We start from the raw sequence: 19,354 nt of genomic DNA, 5'->3' as shown, positions 1-19,354 counted from the left end.
CGCGATATGCACCATCATGAGGCACCAAAATGGTGCGCATCAGGCGGTGGGCATTACGTGGGGTTATTAAGCGCAAATTACGCTGATAAAACAATCTTTCATTAACGATTGTGTGAGGTGATTATTACAATTGGTTTACTTTTGCGGGGCGGTAAGACAGTTTTACGCACTATAAAAGTGCAAAACCCCTCAGCTGAGGGGTTTTAGGGATAAGAAAAACGTATGGTTATTCGATGTTAGATTCGATGAACCACAGGAACTTATCCAGGTCACGGGACGCAGCCGTTAAGATATCGGCAGTGTCTTCGTCTTTAGCTTCTTCGATGGCTTTACGCACATCGTTGGCTACAATCGCGTAACGATCGGCCAGTTCTTTGAGGTGATCCTGAACGCTGTGAATGTCCAGCGGGTAGCTTTTCAGCGCCGTTTTACTGTTAACGACCTGAGTGGTACCCAGTGCTACGCCGCCGAGCTGCACGGCACGTTCTGCCATGGTATCCAGGTGATCAATCAGCGCTGTGCGGAAGCCGTCAAGCATCTCATGAACGGCAATAAAGTTTGCACCGCGCATATTCCAGTGGGCCTGTTTGGTTATCAGCGACAGGTCAATGAACTGGATAACCTGGCGATTCAGCAACTCAATCGTCGCTTTTTTCTCGCTATCCGATACATCGTTACGGGTATAGAGCAGATTAGATGTTTTGGTTTTTACCAGTTTAGCGGTACTCATAATCTCATATCCTCTTGATGTGAAAAGTCCCAGTTAATTACCGAAAGAAGTATAGCACCGGATATTCATGCTGCCGGAACGTTAGTACCTATCGGTCTAATAGTGGGAACGAGGTTGAGATTGAAAAACCATTTATAATCATATATATAGGTGTTTGACTGGTCGTTTGGAAGCAATTTATTAAGAAAGGTCTGTTTATTGCAGAAATATTTCCCCAGGAAAATCATTGAGAGGTGAAATAAGTTTTTACAACCGCAGAGCCATTTACCCCTGCGGCGTAACGCTACTCTTTAATATTGATTTTCTCTATTTTAGCTTCGCCTCGCATGGTCAACGTCGAGCCCATCGACGCGGCCATGATCGCCAGCAGGGCGAGACTCTGGGTGCCGGTCAGGGTTTCACCGAGGAAAATCATGCCGGATACCGCCGCCAGCGCCGGTTCCATGCTCATTAGCGTGCCAAAGGTGCGGGTCGGCATCCGGGTCAGGGCAATCATTTCCAGTGAGTAGGGGAGGGCCGTAGATAAGATGGCGATGCCCAAACCTAAGGGTAAAATTGACCACTGCCACAGGACGGCACCGGCCTGGAATGCGCCGATGGGGACGAACACCACGGCAGCAATCAGTGAACCCATCGCCACCGTTGCCGGGCCGTGTTCTTCCCCGGCACGCTGTCCGGTGAGAATGTAAACTGCCCAAAAGGCCCCGGCCCCCAGCGCCAAAGCAGCTCCGGTTAAATCGACGTGCGCTATACTTTGTCCTAATGGCAGTAAAAACCACAGGCCGAGTACCGCCAGTACCACCCACACAAAATCCACCGCACGGCGGGAACCAAACAGCGCCACGGCCAGTGGCCCGGTAAATTCGAGTGCCACGGCCACACCCAGCGGAATGCGTTGGATAGAGAGATAGAACAAATAGTTCATCGCCCCGAGCGACAAGCCGTAAAACAGCAGCGGCAGGCGTTGTTCTCGGGTGAAGCGCAGACGCCAGGGCTTGAAGATGCATACCAGAATCAACGTGCCTAACGTCAGGCGAAGCGCGGTAACCCCAGGTGCACCGACCAGAGGAAAGAGCGATTTAGCCAGCGCAGCGCCACTCTGAATCGAACACATGGCAATCAAAATGACGAGTATCGGCAGCCATACCGGGACCTTACGTGACAACCCTGGCATCCTTTCTCCTGTCAGCTTTTGTCAAAGGAAGTAAAACAGGCAGTGTAAATGAATTACCCCTTTTTGGTTTAGGGATTGTTGAAAAAAAACGTTGAAAGGCGTCTTACAATAAAGTTCACTTAGCAGGTAAAAACACTACCAGTTTAAGAATAATCTGGATGAATGCGCCATCGGATGAGCGCAATAATGGCAAAATCTGTGAGGAACCTGCTGATTTTCAACAGGGAGTGTCAACGCTGGAAACGTTTAGTTACATGTTTGACCCCCTTAGACAACGCGAATCGCAAAGAGTTTCTTACTAAATTTTGATATATTTAAAACTTACGGAATTACTTGAAGCACATTTGAGGTGGTTATGAATAAAATTGCACGTCTTTCAGCATTGGCCATTGTACTGGCTGCAACCGCAGGTACTGCTGTAGCTGCTACTTCTACCGTGACTGGCGGTTACGCTCAGAGCGACATGCAGGGCGAAGCCAACAAAGCAGGTGGTTTCAACCTGAAATACCGTTACGAGCAGGATAACAACCCACTCGGCTGGATTGGTTCTTTCACTTATACCGAGAAGAATCACAACGAAAGCAATACCTATAACAAAGCTCAGTACTACGGTCTGACTGCTGGTCCAGCTTACCGCATCAACGATTGGGCAAGCATCTACGGTGTTGTCGGTGTTGGCTACGGTAAATTCCAGGCAAACGACTTCCCAGCTAGCAAATCTGACATGAGCGACTACGGTTTCTCTTACGGCGCGGGTCTGCAGTTCAACCCAATCGAAAACGTTGCTCTGGACTTCTCTTACGAGCAGTCTCGTATTCGTAACGTTGACGTTGGCACCTGGATCGCGGGTGTAGGTTACCGTTTCTAATCACTTCGGTGATGATGAAAAATCCGCCCTTGTGGCGGATTTTTTTTGCCCACAAGTGCCCCGTTGAGCTATTCATAGCTCATAGAGAATGTGCCTGTCGCTTTGAAATCGCCAGATGTGACTTCCCCGTTACTACTGCTCACGAGCTGGGCCTTGTAGTTGAACGTCTTCGACCCTTGCATGGTTGCTGGGGCTTCGGTGTAAATCGATTGGCTATCGTTGGCCAGTAGTTGAGCGCCATTAGGTGCCCATATCTTTACCCCCACTCCGCCGGCACGAAGTGATTCTGTTGAATTATTCGTCAACAATCCTTTGTACGCGTTATTTGCCGTCAGCTTGGTTTTATATCTGAGAACGTTTGAGCACTGGGATGCGGTAAGGGTGAAGTCAACCTGATTGGTTTTATTGTTTTTGATATCGTCAATTTCATAGTCGCTCCCAAGGTTGACGGATCCTGAACCCACGGATGAGACCAGAGACGTACAGGTCGGCACCACGACAGGAATATCCATGTTGGCCATGGTGACATCAACAGCGAAGTGCTGCGTTCCACCTATCCGGAAATAACCCACATACCCCGTTTGCTTTAGACGAATACTCGTTACGCCAGCAGGAATACCATCATATTCTGGTCTTTGGTAAAGTGTGATGATGATATTCCATCGTTTATCTTTGACCTGACTTTCCTCAATAGACCACTTCGTTTCTTCACTGTATATATAGAAGGCGCTATTGGCGCTACCGGTGGTTGTAGCCATTTCTATAGAATAATATATTCCCGGTAAATTTGTTTCAAATAATCCTAAGCTATTAAATTGTTGAGTAGGATGGATATTGGCATTATGTTTCGAGTACAAGTCATTACCATCATTACCTGCCTGGCAATATGTCCAGATATTCATTGTATAGGTCCATTTTTTTAATACTACTGCTGAACTTGTCTTGCTAAAAAAACTGATTGGGGTAGAGTCAGTAACACTAATTGATGGATCTAAAGACCCTGAGAATTCACAATCTCTCGCAGCAGATGCATTAAAAGATAACGTAAATAAAGATAATAATAAAATTGTCAGGACTGTTGATTTTAGGGTGATATAACTAATCATAAACTACGCTCACTAATACACTTGAGGTTACTGTCCCTGCTGATGCAGGGCCATAATTTTGATAGCGGACATAGAACTGATAATTTGTTAGATATTGCGACCGGGTTTTCTCTTCTACGTCATAGATGACATCTGACATGCCGTCACTGCTCAAAACATTGGTATTGGTTGCAGCGGAAAAAATGACCACACCGACATTTTTTGCACCGTTACTGCTTTCATTAATGAATATTTGACGAGAGCTTGCTGGAAAAGCACCGGTACGTGGCTGGAACGTGAAATGTAGCCGGTTGGCTGGACTGGAACTCCAGTCTTCACAGTCTTCTACACGAATGTTAAAAGGGGTGCCTGATGCAGCGTCTGTCGGCAATAGTGGCGAGGGTGGTTTACCCCGATCGTTAAAGTAACTCAGGCTGACAATCGGCATATGGATATTTCCATTATTATCAATTGATATGTAGCAGGTATTATTAATAATGTTGGCGGTGATATTAACATCCATATCAGCATTGCAGATCAAGGGGAATGTTCCTGACAACAAGAAGCCGAATAGATACGGTAGTCTTAATCTACAACGCTGATGGAAAAGCATATTTATTACCCTATCGATAGGTGACAACAAAGGTAACGGGAGCCTGGAATGTTCCGGCACTAACATCATTGAGTGTCTTCCCGCTAGCTATAACCATTCTGGCACTCATATTGAGATCTTTACTGTCGCCTGAAATCGCAATATCCTGGGCAGTCGTGCGGGCATTACAATTAAATTCCGTACCGGAGTTGGGTTGTCCGTTCCATATTTCAACGGCTGTCGCGGCGGATGTTCCACCTGCGTTAGGATAAGAGTTCCCGGTGCCGCTGGTACCCGAGCAACTCGCTGCAATTTGTGTACTCACCAGAGCACCATGCACCCCGGAACATTCGCTGAAGGACAACTGGAAATTCTCCATGCGTGTTTTACGTTCTAAGTCAGATTTAAAAACATCCCCAAAACTGATTGTTGAGGCGGGAGCACCATTCTTATCTTTAATCTGGGCGTTACAGGTGCCCGCTTCAATCGTCGACGTCAGGGTTGCCTGTAGACTTTGAGTACCGTCAATGGCAAACAGGGAGGGCGAGACTGTTAACATTAAAGCGCCTAAACCCATAAACAGTGATTGGGGTAATTGTTTACTCATCTTTTTTCTCCTGGTCCGAGGATGATTATTCATAGGTAAAGTTAAAGGTCGCTGTAGTGCTAAAAGCACCTGGGGTAACTTTTGTGCTACCGTATGTCGGAACGAGTTTGGCCACTAACGAAACACGCTTACTATTAATTTCAGCACTGGTCCATACAATCCGGTCCGGATCGTTTGTTGAGTTAATGACAAAGGCATTACCGCCATTACTACGGGAAATAGTTGCCCCAACAAATGATGATGCCTCTGTCCCGGATAAGTTATTGATTAGTGCAGTGTTAAGATAGTGTGAAGGTGTACCACTGATGGTGGTCTTCAAACGACTAATACTTGTAGGACACGTAACAATATCAAGTGTAAAAGGCTTACTGGTACTCGCATCAGCTGAAATAATTTTATCGAGGGACGTTTTCCCGCCATTGCCAATAGAAATAGTATAATTGTCCACATTCCCCGTGCCGCCAGTGATCCGCATGTCACAGGTAGTCTCACGAATGCTGGCCGTGAATTTCACATCGAGACTTTGGGCAAAGGATAAAGACACATTTGCACAACCTAAAAGCGAGGCTAATGTAATAAAATAATGTTTTTTTATCATAATGAAATCCTGATTTATTTACTGGTGAATATTTTAATGATTAATATGGCATTGCTGATTTTGTAGCAGGATTGATTTAGCAATAGTCTGCGGCTGTGATGGGATCTGATAATTTACTGCGCACTGTTCGTTTGCGGCACGACCCCAACGTACACTCAATGTCCCGCTCTGATTAATTCCTCTCACCCATGCTCTGCCAGCCTGGCCTACGCTCCCCACCAGGTTATTTTTATGGTCATAGACATCTGCGCCAAGCGGAATAAATCCCTTATCAGAACGATTCAGTTCCAGTAATACCGATTGACCTTCATCCGTGGCGAAATTAACCAGTATAACGGCACCATCACGCGGAATAGCGGTACTGCTGGTATTTTCTATTTCAATATCATTTTCAAGCGTATCAATATTCAGACCAATACTGTTTTCATGATAGGGCGAAAGCCAGGGGATAACCGCGTAACCATTATTATCAATCTGGCCTTCGCCATTACTCATTTTTGTTCCTTTGGCACCTTTTGCCTGAACCAGGGCAATGGTGCTGTTGACCCCCAGATTGCCAGGTGTCAGCGTTAAGCCGCCACTATGCAGAACAACACCGCCACTGTTTCCGAGAGAATATTGCTGACCATTATCGTTATTTACGGATACTGAACCGCTAAATGGACCCCACGGGCTGTTATAGGTTGCATATCCACCAATCTGCTGGAGATCGTCGGTATCTGATTGTGATAAAGAGGTATTCACACTGTAGCTGTATCGGTTATCCGCGCTATTACCACTTATCGACATATCCGTTTGGTTATTGCCTTTAAAGTCGGTACTTGCCGACGTATTCAGCATGTTGAACCCGCCCTGACTTCTTTCATGTCCGAGCAGTCTGTCTAACGGTAAACTTAGGCTTACATAAGCACGATCGTCTTCTTCTCCCCATTCATTGTAGGCGCGCTGGACTGATATATTATAACTCGCCCAGCCGAGTGAATGACTGTAACCTAATGAATATTGAGAGGTTGTTTTAGAACTGTTCCAATAGTTTTGCCAGCTACCTGTCAAATACACAGAACCAAAATCTTCTTCGTTGATGCGCAAGGGTTGGTTAATATTAATTTGGATCTCATTTTTTTCGTGCTCAAAACTTTGCATGGGAGATTCATTGTTATCGTTATCAGGCTCCCGAATAGTCTCTTGCAGCTGTGCCGCATCGCGAAGACTGTAGTAATTTTGGGTTGAGAAGCGGTAGGCTGCCACATTTAAGGACGTATCAGTCAGTTCCAGAAGTTTACTGTACGTCAGGCGATAACTTTGCCCTTCAAACGTGCCTTCGCTGTCGAATTCGGCGTGCGAATGCGTTACATCAAAGGCAAATGCCCCGATGGAAGTATTCATAGCGATACCTGCTAAGCCTGCGTAATAGTCAGTATCTGTGAATTCAAAACCAGAATAACCGGTGAAAATGTTATTCAAGCCATAGTAGCCAGTTGCGGTAATAACGCGTGTATCTCCCCCGCTGGAGTCTTCATTGAGTTGACCTATGCCAAACTCCCAGCGGGCATCTCCCGGGCGTAATAACTGGGTGACGGAAGAGAAGGGCACAGAAAAATGGGTTCTGCTTCCATCAGACTCTTCTACAGTGACATCCAAATCGGTTCCGTAGCCGGTCGGATTCAAATCTGTAATCGCAAAAGGTCCTGGCGGAACGGTATTTTCATAAATTATGTTGTCATTCTGACGAATGGTGACCTTGGCATTACTGTTTGCTACACCCCGAATCACAGGGGCATAACCTGTCGTCGACGCTGGTTTCATACGGTCGTCACTGTATAAGCGCATCCCTCGCAGGCTGATTGAGTCAAACGTATCGCCACTGGTATAGGTATCACCCACCACCCATTGCGATTTTATGACCGGGATATCGCGCTGCACGAACAGCTCCTGGTGGTCGTAATCACCACTTTCCTCATTCGACCAATGTGCCGCGCCACGTGAGCGAAACTGCCAGGCACCCAGGTTGAAGCCGGAGTTAAGACCGGCATACAGGCTTTGCGATGTATCACCGTTGCTTTTTGCACTGTAGGCGTTGATATCCCAGGAGAACATCGCCGCGTTAATCCCGCTATCCCATAAACTCGGATCGATGTAATCCCGTGGCATTCTTGAGGCATAAATCTGCGGCAATGTGATATCCAGCCGTTGTTCTGCGCTGTCAAAGCGCAACTGAGCCCCTGGAAACAGCGTTGCGGGATCATAACAAGCCGTCTCATCTGCCGGTTCGACGGATGTTTCAGTATTCTCGTTATTTTCTAGTTTCAACTGCATTAGCAGCTTATGTGTGATACAGGGTGTCGCGATTTCACTACCGTTATCCTTAAACAGGATCTCGCCGTTATATTCTTGACGGTCGTTGATGTAGACATTGACATTATAAACACCGGGTAAAACGGGATTACCTTTGGTGAAACGGTCGACGTTGATCTGCCTGCCATTACCGGCGTTAAACAAAAATTGTTCGTTGAACTCCACAACTTCAGGTGCGCTGGCCGAGACCTCTTTTTCCGCCGCACTGATATGCATGGGAAGGAGGACGCAACTTAGCAGGAGTACCGGGTAGCGGTTATCTGATGCTTTCACGTTGTTGGATTTCCATTTCATGAGGCGTGTCTTTAGTCGTTCGCTTTTACAGGCTGGCTTCGTCCTTCGAGGCACCACCGAAATCATTGATGATGCTGTATTCCACTTTCGCTCCAGCAGGGGCTACCGCCAGGCCTTTCACTTTGAATGACTGGCTCTCACCGGGTTTAAGCATCACCGTTTCGATCTCGTATTTGGCCTTGCCATTAACAAGAAATGCATCGCTAAAAGAGACATGAAAAGGGGAGGGGTTTTTAACATCAACAAAGAGATTTTGACCCGTCGTTTTCGCTTTCCAGACCAGTGTTTTTGCTGCCTCAGATGGATTTCCCTTTAATCCCGCAGGACGATAAAAAAGCTTGATACGGGTACGAAAAGCCAACTGAAGAATATTTTGATCGTCAGCGCCATTCGCTTTAGGTGGTACTTCAAGTACGTTGAACCAGAACATACTTTCTTTATCCTGCGGGAGTGCAGTCCCCAAGTAGGTGACTTTTATGGTCTGTCCTTTAGACGGATCGATCCGGGATACGGGTGGTGTCACTAAAAAAGGAATATTGAGTTCTTGTGGATTGGTGTTTTCACGTCCATCGTCAATCCAGGACTGAACCAGTAAAGGTTTCCCGCCGCGATTTTCAAGTTTTACGGTGACACTTTTTTGCCCGGCAGGATAAATGACACGGGTACCTGAAATAACAATATCAGCCTGTGAGGCCGGAGCCATCAACAGACTTGCGAGTAATCCAACGACCGGAACAAAATTATTATAATGTTTAATTCGCATATTTTAAATTAACTGTTATTTAAAGGGTATGGTTGTTCATGAAGTTCGCATCAAGCGATTACATTATGATTCTCTGGATATAGATGGCATGCCGTTTCCGACATGCCGAATTAATGTAATGCTAAATATTATTCGTAGGTCATTGTGAAGGTCGCGTTGGTATTGACTTTACCCGCGATGATTGGGTTGCTGGTGGCATCCATATCAGCACTTGGAACATATTTGGCGACGTAAGCAAATACGCCGCCGTTGGTTGCGCTCAGGTCAAGTTCTTGCGAAGCATCTGCCGGGTCGCCAATTTTTACCTGATCGGTCGTGCCATTACCATTATTAAACAGGGCAATATTCACGTTTTCAGCCGCACCCGAGACGGTGGTGTCAGGCTTTAAAGTGCCGGTTGACAGTTCGGCGAACTGTTGAGAGGTGAATGAGATGGCTGCTTTGGTTAGCGTGGTATCACATTCTGATAGTTTCAGCTCAAATTCTTTCGTTGCTGCGGTGCCATCAATGACTGCGCTTTTTGTTACCACCGGCATAGAAATAGTGACGTTATGTGCATCCAGACCATTATTGGTGGTGACCTTACAGGTTGTATCGGAAACCGCGCCATCAAATGTAATGAGACCCAGGTCGGTTGCTGCATTCGCCGATAGTGCACTCATGGCCAGTAATAACGCGCTAATTTTAAATTTCATGTTTATCATCCCTTATAAAAAAATTATATATCTAGTAGATTCCCTGCTTAATTTAAAAAACTTAAACACGGCTTAAAGAATCTTAATAAAATATAGCGTGGTGACACCCATTGATGCATGTGAATTAGTTATTAAGTTCTAATTGATCATTGAGAATTATCATTCGCTGTTGATTGATCATTATTATTTATGTTTTTTTGGATGTTTCTGAAGTGACAGGTGGAAATATAGGCGAAATGAAGAAGAGGGGAGTGATTTTTTATAGATGATTTTAAGGAGGATATATTGGGTAGAATACTACCCCGCGATGGCGGGGTATTCGTCAGGAAGTGGGTTACTTTGCCTGCAATTAACGTTCTGAAGTTAGTGCGTGCCGGTGTCAAATATGTCGGTGCCCAGGTGGTTGTAATCGACTTTCTGGAGCTGGAAGTTGGTGACGTAAACCTGACCGGCCTTCTGGTTAGAGATAAAGCGGTATGGCGTGGCAATCTCTTGCGCCTGAATACCGGTCCACTGTGAGAAGAACGAGAGGAAATCGTTCGCTGAGCGGCGCGCCTTTATCACCCGATGGGTTTTGTCATCGCTGGACAGCACCAGGAACGGCACCTGGAAGTTCTGCTGGAACTTGTCATCATGCGCCAGATACTGCACCGACTTTCCGCGCTCCTTAAAGGCCAGACCGTGGTCGGAGAAGTAAACCAGTGAGAAACTGTCCCCAGAATTGCGCAGCTGATCGTAGAGTTTGCTCAGCAGCTGGTCAGTGTCGGTCATGGTTTGCAGATAGCAGGAGGTCTCTTTCGACGTCACGAAATTGGCATATTTACCCTGGGTTCGATCGCAGGCCTGCGGATGCGATCCCATCAGGTGCAGCACGATGAGCTGGGGCTGAGTGCGCTCGGTGGACAGCACCTGGGCGGTCATCTTCAGCAGCTCTTCATCTTTGGTGTTTTTATCCGCTTCAAAATCACCGTTCTTGAGGAAATGCGCTTCGTCCGCGCGTTTGGCGATACTGGCGATGGCGGTGTCGTATTCACCGATTTGTCCCTGGTTTGAGAACCACCAGGTCTGGAATCCGGCACGGTTAGCCAGCGTCACGACGTTATCCTGATACTGCGGCTTACCGTCGACGACACGGTTAAGGGTCATGCCCAGCGATTTCTGCGTCGATCCGCTGGCAGAGATGTAATCGGTAAACAGGGTCCCGTTGACGCTGCTTTCAAACGGGGTGTTATCCCAATGTCCGCCAAACGCACCCAGCGCATCCCGACGCGCACTTTCGCCGATCACCACCACGTAGGTGTGATATTTCGGTTTTACTGCTAATACGGTCCAGGTGTCTTTCAGATGGGCAAACTGTGCCAGACGCGCTTTCTCATCGAGAACCTGCTGATTACTGATGGCCACGTCGTGTACAAAGCGCACCGCCGGATAACCGATTTTCGTAATGCGGAATACGCCGTCCCAGGCAATTTCCTGCACCGGGCGCACGAAGGCCACGCCGATACAAAACAGCAGGCACAACAAATCGATTTTACTCCAGGTGCGTTTAGCCTCCCGCTTACGGCGAACCGCTATCACCCCAAGCGCAAAAATAAATAGCGCAATAAAATAGCTGTACCACGGGAAGATGGTCAGAATTTCTGTGGATTCTTCGGCATTGGTCGAATGCAGCGCCAGCAGGGTATTAAAGTTTGGCGCGCCATAAGCCTGACCAAACGGATAATAAAAGGCGGCCACCAGCGAATAAACGCCGATCAGGACTTTCTGGGTGCGCGGCGCGGCACGCCACAGCACATGCAGGACGCAGGTAAACGCGACGGCATACAGCAGGCTGAAAGGATATCCCAGCGCCAGATTTATAAGCAGTGATTGTAAAAAGTAAAATCCGGTCCATGGGTTAAGCGCCAGGCCACGCGCAGCCAGCGTTTGTTTCAGCGTTACATTCATAGGTCACAATTAAAAAGCCGCCATGTGCGTCCCCTGGCGTCGAAGGGTAAAGCCTGCCTGGCAGTGCGCGAAGAAGAGGTTCAGCGAAGCGCAAAAGCTGCAGGGATGCGAGAAGATAAATTTGATGAATACTAACGTCAACTACTCATAACAAATTGTTTTGCGAGGACGATTGCAAATCCGGAAAAAAGAAGGGGTTATAGCGGCCAAACGACCAGTATTGCCGGGGAGTGTGACAGGAAAATGAAGCGGCGTGCCGCGACGCCGCATTAATGAGAAGGTTTGTCATCCTGCTGCGGTTTGCTGTGAAACATATCGCACAGCATGTTGAGAAGCATCAGGCGTACTTTAAAAGGAGAATGGCTAAACACGTGTAAACACCTCTTGAATTCGTTCATAGGACCTCCTGAACTTTCCACACCTTCATTCCCTGAAGGATGTTCGTATTACATACAGATATAGCACAGGCTATATTACTTAGCTATGGCTAAAACGTTAATTTTTTGTGCTCGGGTCACTATCCTATACAATAGAGCTCCTTTATCCGATGCACTGACGCGTCACCGCGAAGAGGAAGCAGAATGAGCCGTCACACAGGCACCCCAGGAATAAAAAAAGTGACGCAATTAGTCAATGTTGAAGAGCACGTGGAAGGCTTTCGTCAGGTGCGGGAAGCGCATCGCCGCGAGCTGATTGATGATTATGTTGAGCTGATTTCAGACCTTATCCGCGAAGTGGGTGAAGCACGGCAGGTAGACATGGCGGCCCGACTCGGCGTGTCACAGCCTACGGTAGCCAAAATGTTAAAACGTCTGGCCGGGGTTGGGCTTATTCAGCAGATCCCGTGGCGCGGCGTATTTCTCACGCCCGAGGGCGAAAAGCTGGCGCAGGAGACCCGCGAGCGTCATCAGATTGTGGAAAACTTTTTACTGGCGATTGGCGTCAGTCAGGATACTGCCCGTCGTGATGCCGAAGGCATGGAGCATCATGTCAGTGAAGAAACGCTGGAACGCTTCCGACACTTTACCCTTCAGGCGGGATTGCACGCTGAATGAACCTTCCTTTTCTGCGGTCGCTTCTGCGTGACCGCTTTTTACATCTGCTGCTCCTTATTGCGATCGTCCTTTCTTTATGGGTTCCTTTTCATCCTTCGACGTGGCCCGCGGCCATTGACTGGCATACCATTATTACGCTGAGCGGGCTGATGCTGCTGACCAAAGGGGTGGAGCAGAGCGGTTATTTCGACGTGCTGGGCCGGAAGATGGCGCGGCGGTTTGTCACCGAACGCCAGCTGGCGATATTCATGGTGCTGGCGGCGGCGGTACTTTCGACGTTTCTGACTAACGACGTGGCGCTGTTTATCGTGGTGCCACTGACCCTGACCCTGAAAAAATGGAGCGCCATTCCGGTCAACCGGCTGATTATCTTTGAGGCTCTGGCCGTCAACGCCGGGTCGCTGCTGACGCCGATTGGCAACCCGCAAAACATCCTGCTGTGGGGACGCTCCGGGCTTTCCTTCCTGTCATTCAGCTGGCAAATGGCTCCACTGGCAGTGGTGATGATGCTCACGCTGTTGCTGCTGTGTTGCTTCTGTTTCCCGGCCAAAGCGCTGCATTTTCAGAGCGGTGATCAGACGCCGAACTGGAAACCTAAGCTGGTGTGGAGCTGCCTGGCGTTCTATCTGATTTTTTTGCTGAGCCTGGAATTGCATCAGGAACAGTGGGGGCTGGCGGTTCTCGCAGCAGGATTCCTGGTGCTTGAGCGTCGGGTGGTGTTCAGCGTTGACTGGACGCTGCTGCTGGTATTTATGGCGATGTTTGTTGACGTACATCTGATGACCCAACTCCCGGCGCTGCATCATGCGCTGTCCGGCGTGGGCGGCTTGTCTGACGTTGGACTCTGGCTGACGGCTATCGGCCTGTCGCAGGTTATCAGCAACGTGCCGTCGACCATTCTACTCATCAACTATGTTCCGCCGACGATGCTACTGGCGTGGGCGGTAAACGTCGGCGGGTTTGGTCTGCTGCCGGGATCGCTGGCCAATTTGATTGCGCTGCGGATGGCTAACGACCGCCGCATCTGGTGGCGCTTTCATCTCTTTTCTATCCCGATGCTGCTGTGGGCGGCGGTCGTCGGTTTTGGTCTGCTGCTCATTGTCAGATAATGCTCATTTGTCAGGTTTTCCTGGCAAATGTATAGCAACCTCCTAAGTTTATTTAACGGCGAAAGTGTGACGCCGTTAACTCAAAGGATCGTTGTGACGCTATGGCCCAGACCAATACCCCCTCCGAAAATGAACAAAATAATGACGCAGAAACGCGCAAGCGACCCGGCAAAAAGCCGTTGATTATCCTCGGTATCGTGGTGGTGGTGATGGTCATCATCGCCTTCGTGTGGTGGTTTATGACCCGCAACGAAGAAACCACCGACGATGCGTTCACCGATGGTAACGTCGTCACCATCGCACCAAAAGCCGCAGGCTACGTCACCGAGTTGAAAGTGACCGATAACCAGCGGGTGAAAAAGGGCGATCTGCTGGTGGTTATCGACCCACGGGATAATACCGCTCAGCGTGCCCAGGCCAATGCCCAGCTCGGGCTGGCGGTGGCGCAACTGCATCAGGCTCAGGCCCAACTTGAGCTGTCGAAAGTGCAGTATCCGGCCCAGCGTGACCAGGCGCGTGCCCAGGTGCTGAAAGCCCAGGCTGACCTGGCGAATGCCGAAGCGGCGTATCGTCGTCAGCGCGGAGTCGACCCTCGCGCCACCACCCAACAAAATATTGATTCGGCGAATGCACAACTGCGCAGTGCCCAGGCCGGGTTAGCCAGTGCGAAGGCACAGCTGGAAGTTGCCGATCAGGTTCAACTGCAAATTCGTCAACAGGAAACTAACGTCGAAGCACGGGCGCGTCAGGTCGATCAGGCCAAAGCGCAGCTGGAAACCGCCGAACTGAATCTCTCCTGGACCGAAGTACGCGCCCCGTTCGACGGCTTCGTCACCAAACGTAACGTCCAGACCGGCACCCTGGTGCAGGCGGGCACGGCGTTGTTTTCGCTGGTGTCAGCGGATATGTGGGTGACCGCCAACTTCAAGGAATCTCAGCTGGAACGGATGAAGCCGGGAAACAAAGTGACCCTCTCCGTGGATGCGTGGCCCGATATCGAGCTGGAAGGGCATATCGACAGTATTCAGCAGGGCAGTGGGTCGAAGTTCTCGGCCTTCCCGGCGGAAAACGCTACCGGTAACTTCGTTAAGATTGTGCAGCGCGTGCCGGTCAAAATCGTGATTGATAAAGGACTGGATGCCAACCATCCGCTGCCGCTGGGCCTATCCGTTGAGCCGAAGGTGACGGTGGAATGACTGACAGCAGCCATGAAAACTGGCGACCGGCCAGCAATCCGTGGGCGGTGGCGATCGTTGTCACTCTGGCGGTGTTTATGGAAATCCTCGACACCACCATCGTCAATGTGGCGCTGCCGCACGTCGCCGGGTCGCTCTCCGCCAGCTACGACGAATCGACGTGGGTATTAACCAGCTATCTGGTGGCCAATGGGATTGTGCTGCCGATTTCCGCCTTCTTAAGCCGCCTGCTCGGGCGCAAACAGTTCTTCATCATCTGCATTGTGATGTTCACGATTTGCTCCTTTCTGTGTGGGATTGCCACTGAGCTGTGGCAAATCATCCTGTTTCGCGTGATGCAGGGCTTTTTCGGCGGCGGCCTACAGCCGACTCAACAGTCGGTGCTGCTGGATTACTTCAAACCGGAGGACCGGGGTAAAGCGTTTGGTCTCTCATCGATTGCGATCATCGTCGCCCCGGTAATGGGCCCGACGTTGGGCGGCTGGATAACCGACAGCTACTCCTGGCGCTGGGTGTTCTTCATCAACATTCCGGTCGGTATTCTGACGGTTCTGGCGGTGTATCAGCTGCTTGAAGACCCGCCGTGGGAGAAAAAAGCCGAGGGTAAAGCCAGTATTGACTGGCCTGGCATCGGGCTGATTGCACTCGGGCTGGGCTGTTTGCAGGTGATGCTCGACCGGGGAGAAGACGACGACTGGTTTCATTCCAACTTCATTATCACCTTCGCGGTGCTGACGCTGATTGGTATCGTCGGGGCTATTTACTGGCTGATGTATGCCCGCAAACCGGTGGTTGATTTACGCTGTATGGCCGACCGCAACTTCGCCGTCTCCTGTCTGCTGATGGCGGGGATGGCGATGATCCTCTACGGCAGTTCGGTGGTCATCCCCCAGCTTGCCCAGCAGGATTTAGGCTATACCGCTACCTGGTCGGGGCTGGTGATGTCCCCGGGGGCGATACTGATTGTGCTCACCATTCCGCTGGTGCTCAAACTGATGCCGGTGGTGCAAACCCGCTGGATAATTGCCTTTGGCTTCACCTTACTTGCAGGCTCCTTTTTCTGGTCGCGAAACCTGACCCCTTCCATCGATTTTGAAACGCTGATGTTGTTCCGCTGTGCGCAGTCGATAGGGCTTGGCTTCCTGTTCGTGCCGCTGACCACCATCGCGTTTATCTCGATCCCGCGCCGCCTGAATGCGGATGCGTCAGCGCTGTTTACCATGTTTCGTAACGTGGCAGGATCGGTGGGCATTTCACTCTCGACCGCCGCCATCACTGAGCGGGCGCAAACCCACAGCGCCTATCTGGCCTACAACGCTACGCCGCTTAACGAATCTTTCCAGCTGACGCTCAAAGAGGTGGCGGAGGCTATCCGTAATTTCACCACTCAAGTGGGCGATCCGCTGAGTCTGGCCAACGGACAAATGTATAAAGCGCTGATTGAACAATCTCGTTTCCTGGCCTATGTCGATGTTTTTACTATTCTGAGCGTGGTCGCGCTTTGCCTGATCCCGTTCTGTTTACTGCTTTCTCCGATCAAGAGTGAAGGCAGCGCAGGAGCACACTGACGATGTACAGACGTTTACCTTTTGCCCTGACCGGATTGTCGCTGCTGCTGGCAGGCTGTTCGGTCGGGCCTGACTATCAGTCCCCGCAGCCCAAAACTCCGTCGCACTGGAACGATCCGGGCGATAAAGGCGCGGCTTCACAAACCGCAACCCAGGCGGTGAATACCCGATGGTGGACGACGTTTCAATCCGCCGAGCTCAATAGCCTTATCGACCGGGCGATTATCGGCAATCTCTCCCTGCAACAAACCGCCCTGCGTATCGCCGGGGCGCGAGAACAGCTCAACCAGGCTAACGGCGCATTTTTCCCGTCGGTGAATAGCAATTTGCAGGCCACGCGCCAGCAGTTAGGGATTGAAGGCGAACTGAAATCACAGGGTGTGTATGACCAGATTGATACGATCAACCCGGATTTGAAAGGGGCATTACAGCCGCTGACCGAGCCGATTCATCTGTATCAGGGCAGTTTTGACGCCCAATGGGAACTGGATCTGTGGGGCAAAGTGCGGCGTCAGGTGGAAGCGGCGCAGGCGCAGCAGCAGGCGGCAATTGAGCAGCGCAACGATGCGCTGGTGTCGCTGGAAGCCGAAGTGGCGCGCGCCTGGCTGCAACTGCGCGGCACGCAAAGCATCATGGCGACCATCAATACCCAAATCAGCAGCGCGCAGGAAACGCTGGAGCTGACCGAAAATCGCCAGAAAGGCGGCCTGTCACCGCAGATGGATGTCGAAAATGCCCGCGCCCAGCTTGGCAATCTTGAAGCACAGCTGCCGCAGTATGAAGCCCAGGCCCGCCAGGCGATGAATGCCCTGGCGATTCTGCTCGGCAAACCGCCGGGCGCGCTGGACGGCGAGTTGAGCGCTCCGCAACCGTTGCCGACACTGCCGGATGTAGTGCAAACCGGGATCCCGTCGACCCTGGCCCGGCGCAGACCGGATGTCCGCCAAGCCGAGGCCAATCTGCACGCCGCCACCGCACAAATCGGCGTGTCGGTGGCGGAACTGTTTCCCAGCCTGACGCTGAACGGGCAGTTTGGTTTACGCAACTCCGAGACCAACTGGCTCACCGACTGGAGCAGCCATTTCTACAGCGTCGGCCCGCAGATATCGATCCCCATTTTCCAGGGTGGACGGCTGGTGTCGAGCGTCAAACTGGCGCGTGCGCAGCAGGGCGCGCAGGTGTTGCAGTACCGACAAACGGTGCTGACCGCGCTCGGTGATGTGGAGAATTCGCTGGTCAGCTATCGCAGCGATCAGAAGCAGGAACAGGCCCTGCAACGCACGATTGATGCGCTGCAAAATGCCTTTGAGCTGGCAAGTTCGAGCTATAAACAGGGGCTGGCGACATTCATTGATGTGCTGGATGCGCAGCGCCAGCTGGCACAGGCCGAGCAGCAGCACGCCCAGGCACAGGTACAAAGCCGAATTGACCTGGTGGCGCTGTATAAGGCGCTCGGCGGTGGCTGGGAGACGTATCAGAACGTTCAGCTGCCGGACTACTCGGTATTGGGGGATGCACCGCGCGGATAAGGTTCAGAGGATTGGGCAAGAAACGGGCAGGATCGCCCCATTCGCAAACGCATGAGTGAGCCTATAACTGTACACAACAAGGACACAACACTCACCCACAACATCCTCTAAGGAGAACGTTATGCGTTACCAAAAATTAGGCAATACCGGTTTATTTGTCTCCGAACTGTGCCTGGGCACCATGACCTTCGGCGGTGAAGACGGCATGTGGGGCAAAATCGGTCAACTGCAGCAGTCGGACGCGGAACGTCTGGTCGGCAGCGCGCTGGATGCGGGCATCAACTTTATCGATACGGCCAACGTCTATTCGGATGGGCGCTCCGAGGAAATCACCGGCCAGGCGCTGAAAAATCTCAAAGTGCCGCGTGAAAATGTCGTGGTGGCGACCAAAGCGTTCGGCGAAACCGGCACTGCGGGCGTCAACTCGCGCGGCAGTTCTCGATATCACATCATCAACAGCGTGAAAGAGAGCCTGCGCCGGATGCAGCTCGATCATATCGATCTCTATCAGCTTCACGGCTTTGACCCGGCAACACCTATTGAAGAGACGCTGTATGCGCTTGATAACCTCGTACAGCACGGACACGTTCGCTACATCGGGGTGTCGAACTGGTCAGCGTGGCAAATTATGAAAGCGCTGGGCATTTCTGACCGTCTGGGGCTGTCGCGCTTTGCCTCGTTGCAGGCCTATTACACCATTGCCGGGCGCGATCTGGAGCGGGAGCTGGTGCCGATGATGCAAAGCGAAGGGGTCGGACTGATGGTCTGGAGCCCGCTGGCGGGCGGTTTCCTCAGCGGCAAATATGGCCGCGACGGCCAGAACGAAGCGGGCGGTCGTCGCCTTGAGTTTGATTTCCCACCGGTGAACAAAGAGCGCGGCTTCGATTGCATCGACGTGATGCGCACTATCGCCGAAAGCAAAGGCGTGTCGGTAGCCCAAATTGCGCTGGCGTGGTTGCTGCATCAGCCAGTGGTCAGCAGCGTGATCATCGGGGCGAAACGTCCGGATCAGCTGGCGGATAACATTGCCGCGACCGAGATTCGCCTTAGCGAAGACGAGCTGAAACAGCTGGATGCGGTCAGTGCGCTGCCGCGCGAATACCCAGGCTGGATGCTGGAGCGTCAGGGCGAATACCGTCGTAATCAGCTGAAAGGTTGATCCTCCTTTCCTTTTCACAGGTGGGCTTCG

18 protein-coding genes are annotated in these 19,354 nt (G+C 50.8%); 7 read left to right on the top strand and 11 right to left on the bottom strand.

Going from position 1 to position 19,354, the window contains the following annotated elements; all coding sequences use genetic code 11:
- Positions 1-226: 226 nt before the first annotated feature.
- Positions 227-730: a DNA starvation/stationary phase protection protein Dps gene (gene dps, locus SIK69_RS16800; protein WP_319629379.1), complete on the bottom strand. Its 504-nt coding sequence runs from the start codon at positions 728-730 to the stop codon at positions 227-229.
- A 283-nt stretch (positions 731-1,013) separates the two neighbouring features.
- Complete coding sequence (gene rhtA, locus SIK69_RS16795) at positions 1,014-1,904, bottom strand: threonine/homoserine exporter RhtA (RefSeq protein ID WP_319786610.1); 891 nt, start codon at positions 1,902-1,904, stop codon at positions 1,014-1,016.
- A 355-nt stretch (positions 1,905-2,259) separates the two neighbouring features.
- Between rhtA and ompX the strand changes: the two genes are divergently transcribed.
- A complete protein-coding gene (gene ompX, locus SIK69_RS16790) occupies positions 2,260-2,772 on the top strand; it encodes an outer membrane protein OmpX (RefSeq protein WP_319629377.1) in 513 nt (170 codons plus the stop codon).
- 68 nt (positions 2,773-2,840) lie between these two features.
- Here ompX and SIK69_RS16785 read toward each other — a convergent pair whose 3' ends face one another.
- The 9 genes from SIK69_RS16785 to mntS form a co-directional block, all read right to left on the bottom strand.
- Positions 2,841-3,878: a fimbrial protein gene (locus SIK69_RS16785; protein ID WP_319786609.1), complete on the bottom strand. Its 1,038-nt coding sequence runs from the start codon at positions 3,876-3,878 to the stop codon at positions 2,841-2,843.
- Entirely contained in the window at positions 3,871-4,398 is a 528-nt protein-coding gene (locus SIK69_RS16780) for a fimbrial-like protein (protein WP_319786608.1), read from the bottom strand. Before SIK69_RS16780 ends, SIK69_RS16785 begins: the two co-directional genes overlap by 8 nt.
- Positions 4,399-4,480: 82 nt before the next feature.
- Positions 4,481-5,056: a fimbrial protein gene (locus SIK69_RS16775; RefSeq protein WP_319786607.1), complete on the bottom strand. Its 576-nt coding sequence runs from the start codon at positions 5,054-5,056 to the stop codon at positions 4,481-4,483.
- Positions 5,057-5,081: 25 nt separating this feature from the next.
- Entirely contained in the window at positions 5,082-5,654 is a 573-nt protein-coding gene (locus SIK69_RS16770) for a fimbrial protein (protein WP_319786606.1), read from the bottom strand.
- Positions 5,655-5,687: 33 nt separating this feature from the next.
- Positions 5,688-8,303 (bottom strand): outer membrane usher protein, encoded by a 2,616-nt coding sequence (locus SIK69_RS16765; RefSeq protein WP_319786605.1) that lies wholly within the window; start codon positions 8,301-8,303, stop codon positions 5,688-5,690.
- 25 nt (positions 8,304-8,328) lie between these two features.
- On the bottom strand, positions 8,329-9,066 hold the full coding sequence (locus tag SIK69_RS16760) for a fimbrial chaperone (protein WP_319786604.1): 738 nt from the start codon (positions 9,064-9,066) through the stop codon (positions 8,329-8,331).
- A 128-nt stretch (positions 9,067-9,194) separates the two neighbouring features.
- The gene (locus SIK69_RS16755) at positions 9,195-9,761 is read right to left on the bottom strand and encodes a fimbrial protein (RefSeq protein WP_319786603.1); all 567 of its coding nucleotides are present in this window, start codon (positions 9,759-9,761) and stop codon (positions 9,195-9,197) included.
- 363 nt (positions 9,762-10,124) lie between these two features.
- Positions 10,125-11,708 (bottom strand): phosphoethanolamine transferase, encoded by a 1,584-nt coding sequence (locus SIK69_RS16750; RefSeq protein ID WP_319629375.1) that lies wholly within the window; start codon positions 11,706-11,708, stop codon positions 10,125-10,127.
- Between the two features lie 269 nt (positions 11,709-11,977).
- Positions 11,978-12,106 (bottom strand): manganase accumulation protein MntS, encoded by a 129-nt coding sequence (gene mntS / locus SIK69_RS16745; protein WP_319629374.1) that lies wholly within the window; start codon positions 12,104-12,106, stop codon positions 11,978-11,980.
- Between the two features lie 183 nt (positions 12,107-12,289).
- Here mntS and mntR point away from each other — a divergent pair, with 183 nt between their 5' ends.
- From mntR to SIK69_RS16715, 6 genes are all read left to right on the top strand, one after another.
- Positions 12,290-12,763, top strand: coding sequence for a manganese-binding transcriptional regulator MntR (gene mntR, locus SIK69_RS16740; RefSeq protein ID WP_319629373.1), 474 nt, complete (start codon positions 12,290-12,292; stop codon positions 12,761-12,763).
- Positions 12,760-13,872: an anion transporter gene (locus tag SIK69_RS16735; protein ID WP_319629372.1), complete on the top strand. Its 1,113-nt coding sequence runs from the start codon at positions 12,760-12,762 to the stop codon at positions 13,870-13,872. Before mntR ends, SIK69_RS16735 begins: the two co-directional genes overlap by 4 nt.
- A gap of 101 nt (positions 13,873-13,973) precedes the next feature.
- Positions 13,974-15,068 carry an HlyD family secretion protein gene (locus SIK69_RS16730; protein ID WP_319629371.1) on the top strand — a complete coding sequence of 365 codons (1,095 nt, stop codon included), beginning with the start codon at positions 13,974-13,976 and terminating at the stop codon, positions 15,066-15,068.
- Positions 15,065-16,636 carry a DHA2 family efflux MFS transporter permease subunit gene (locus SIK69_RS16725; protein WP_319629370.1) on the top strand — a complete coding sequence of 524 codons (1,572 nt, stop codon included), beginning with the start codon at positions 15,065-15,067 and terminating at the stop codon, positions 16,634-16,636. The genes SIK69_RS16730 and SIK69_RS16725 overlap by 4 nt, the downstream gene beginning before the upstream one ends.
- A gap of 2 nt (positions 16,637-16,638) precedes the next feature.
- Positions 16,639-18,165, top strand: coding sequence for an efflux transporter outer membrane subunit (locus SIK69_RS16720; protein WP_319786602.1), 1,527 nt, complete (start codon positions 16,639-16,641; stop codon positions 18,163-18,165).
- 121 nt (positions 18,166-18,286) lie between these two features.
- Entirely contained in the window at positions 18,287-19,324 is a 1,038-nt protein-coding gene (locus SIK69_RS16715; RefSeq protein WP_319786601.1) for an aldo/keto reductase, read from the top strand.
- The last annotated feature ends 30 nt before the right edge of the window (positions 19,325-19,354 follow it).

The sequence above is a fragment of the Scandinavium lactucae genome (assembly GCF_033843265.1).
Taxonomy (GTDB): domain Bacteria; phylum Pseudomonadota; class Gammaproteobacteria; order Enterobacterales; family Enterobacteriaceae; genus Scandinavium; species Scandinavium lactucae.
Note: the sequence above shows the minus strand (reverse complement) of the source record. Positions and strands in the feature narration are given on the sequence as shown.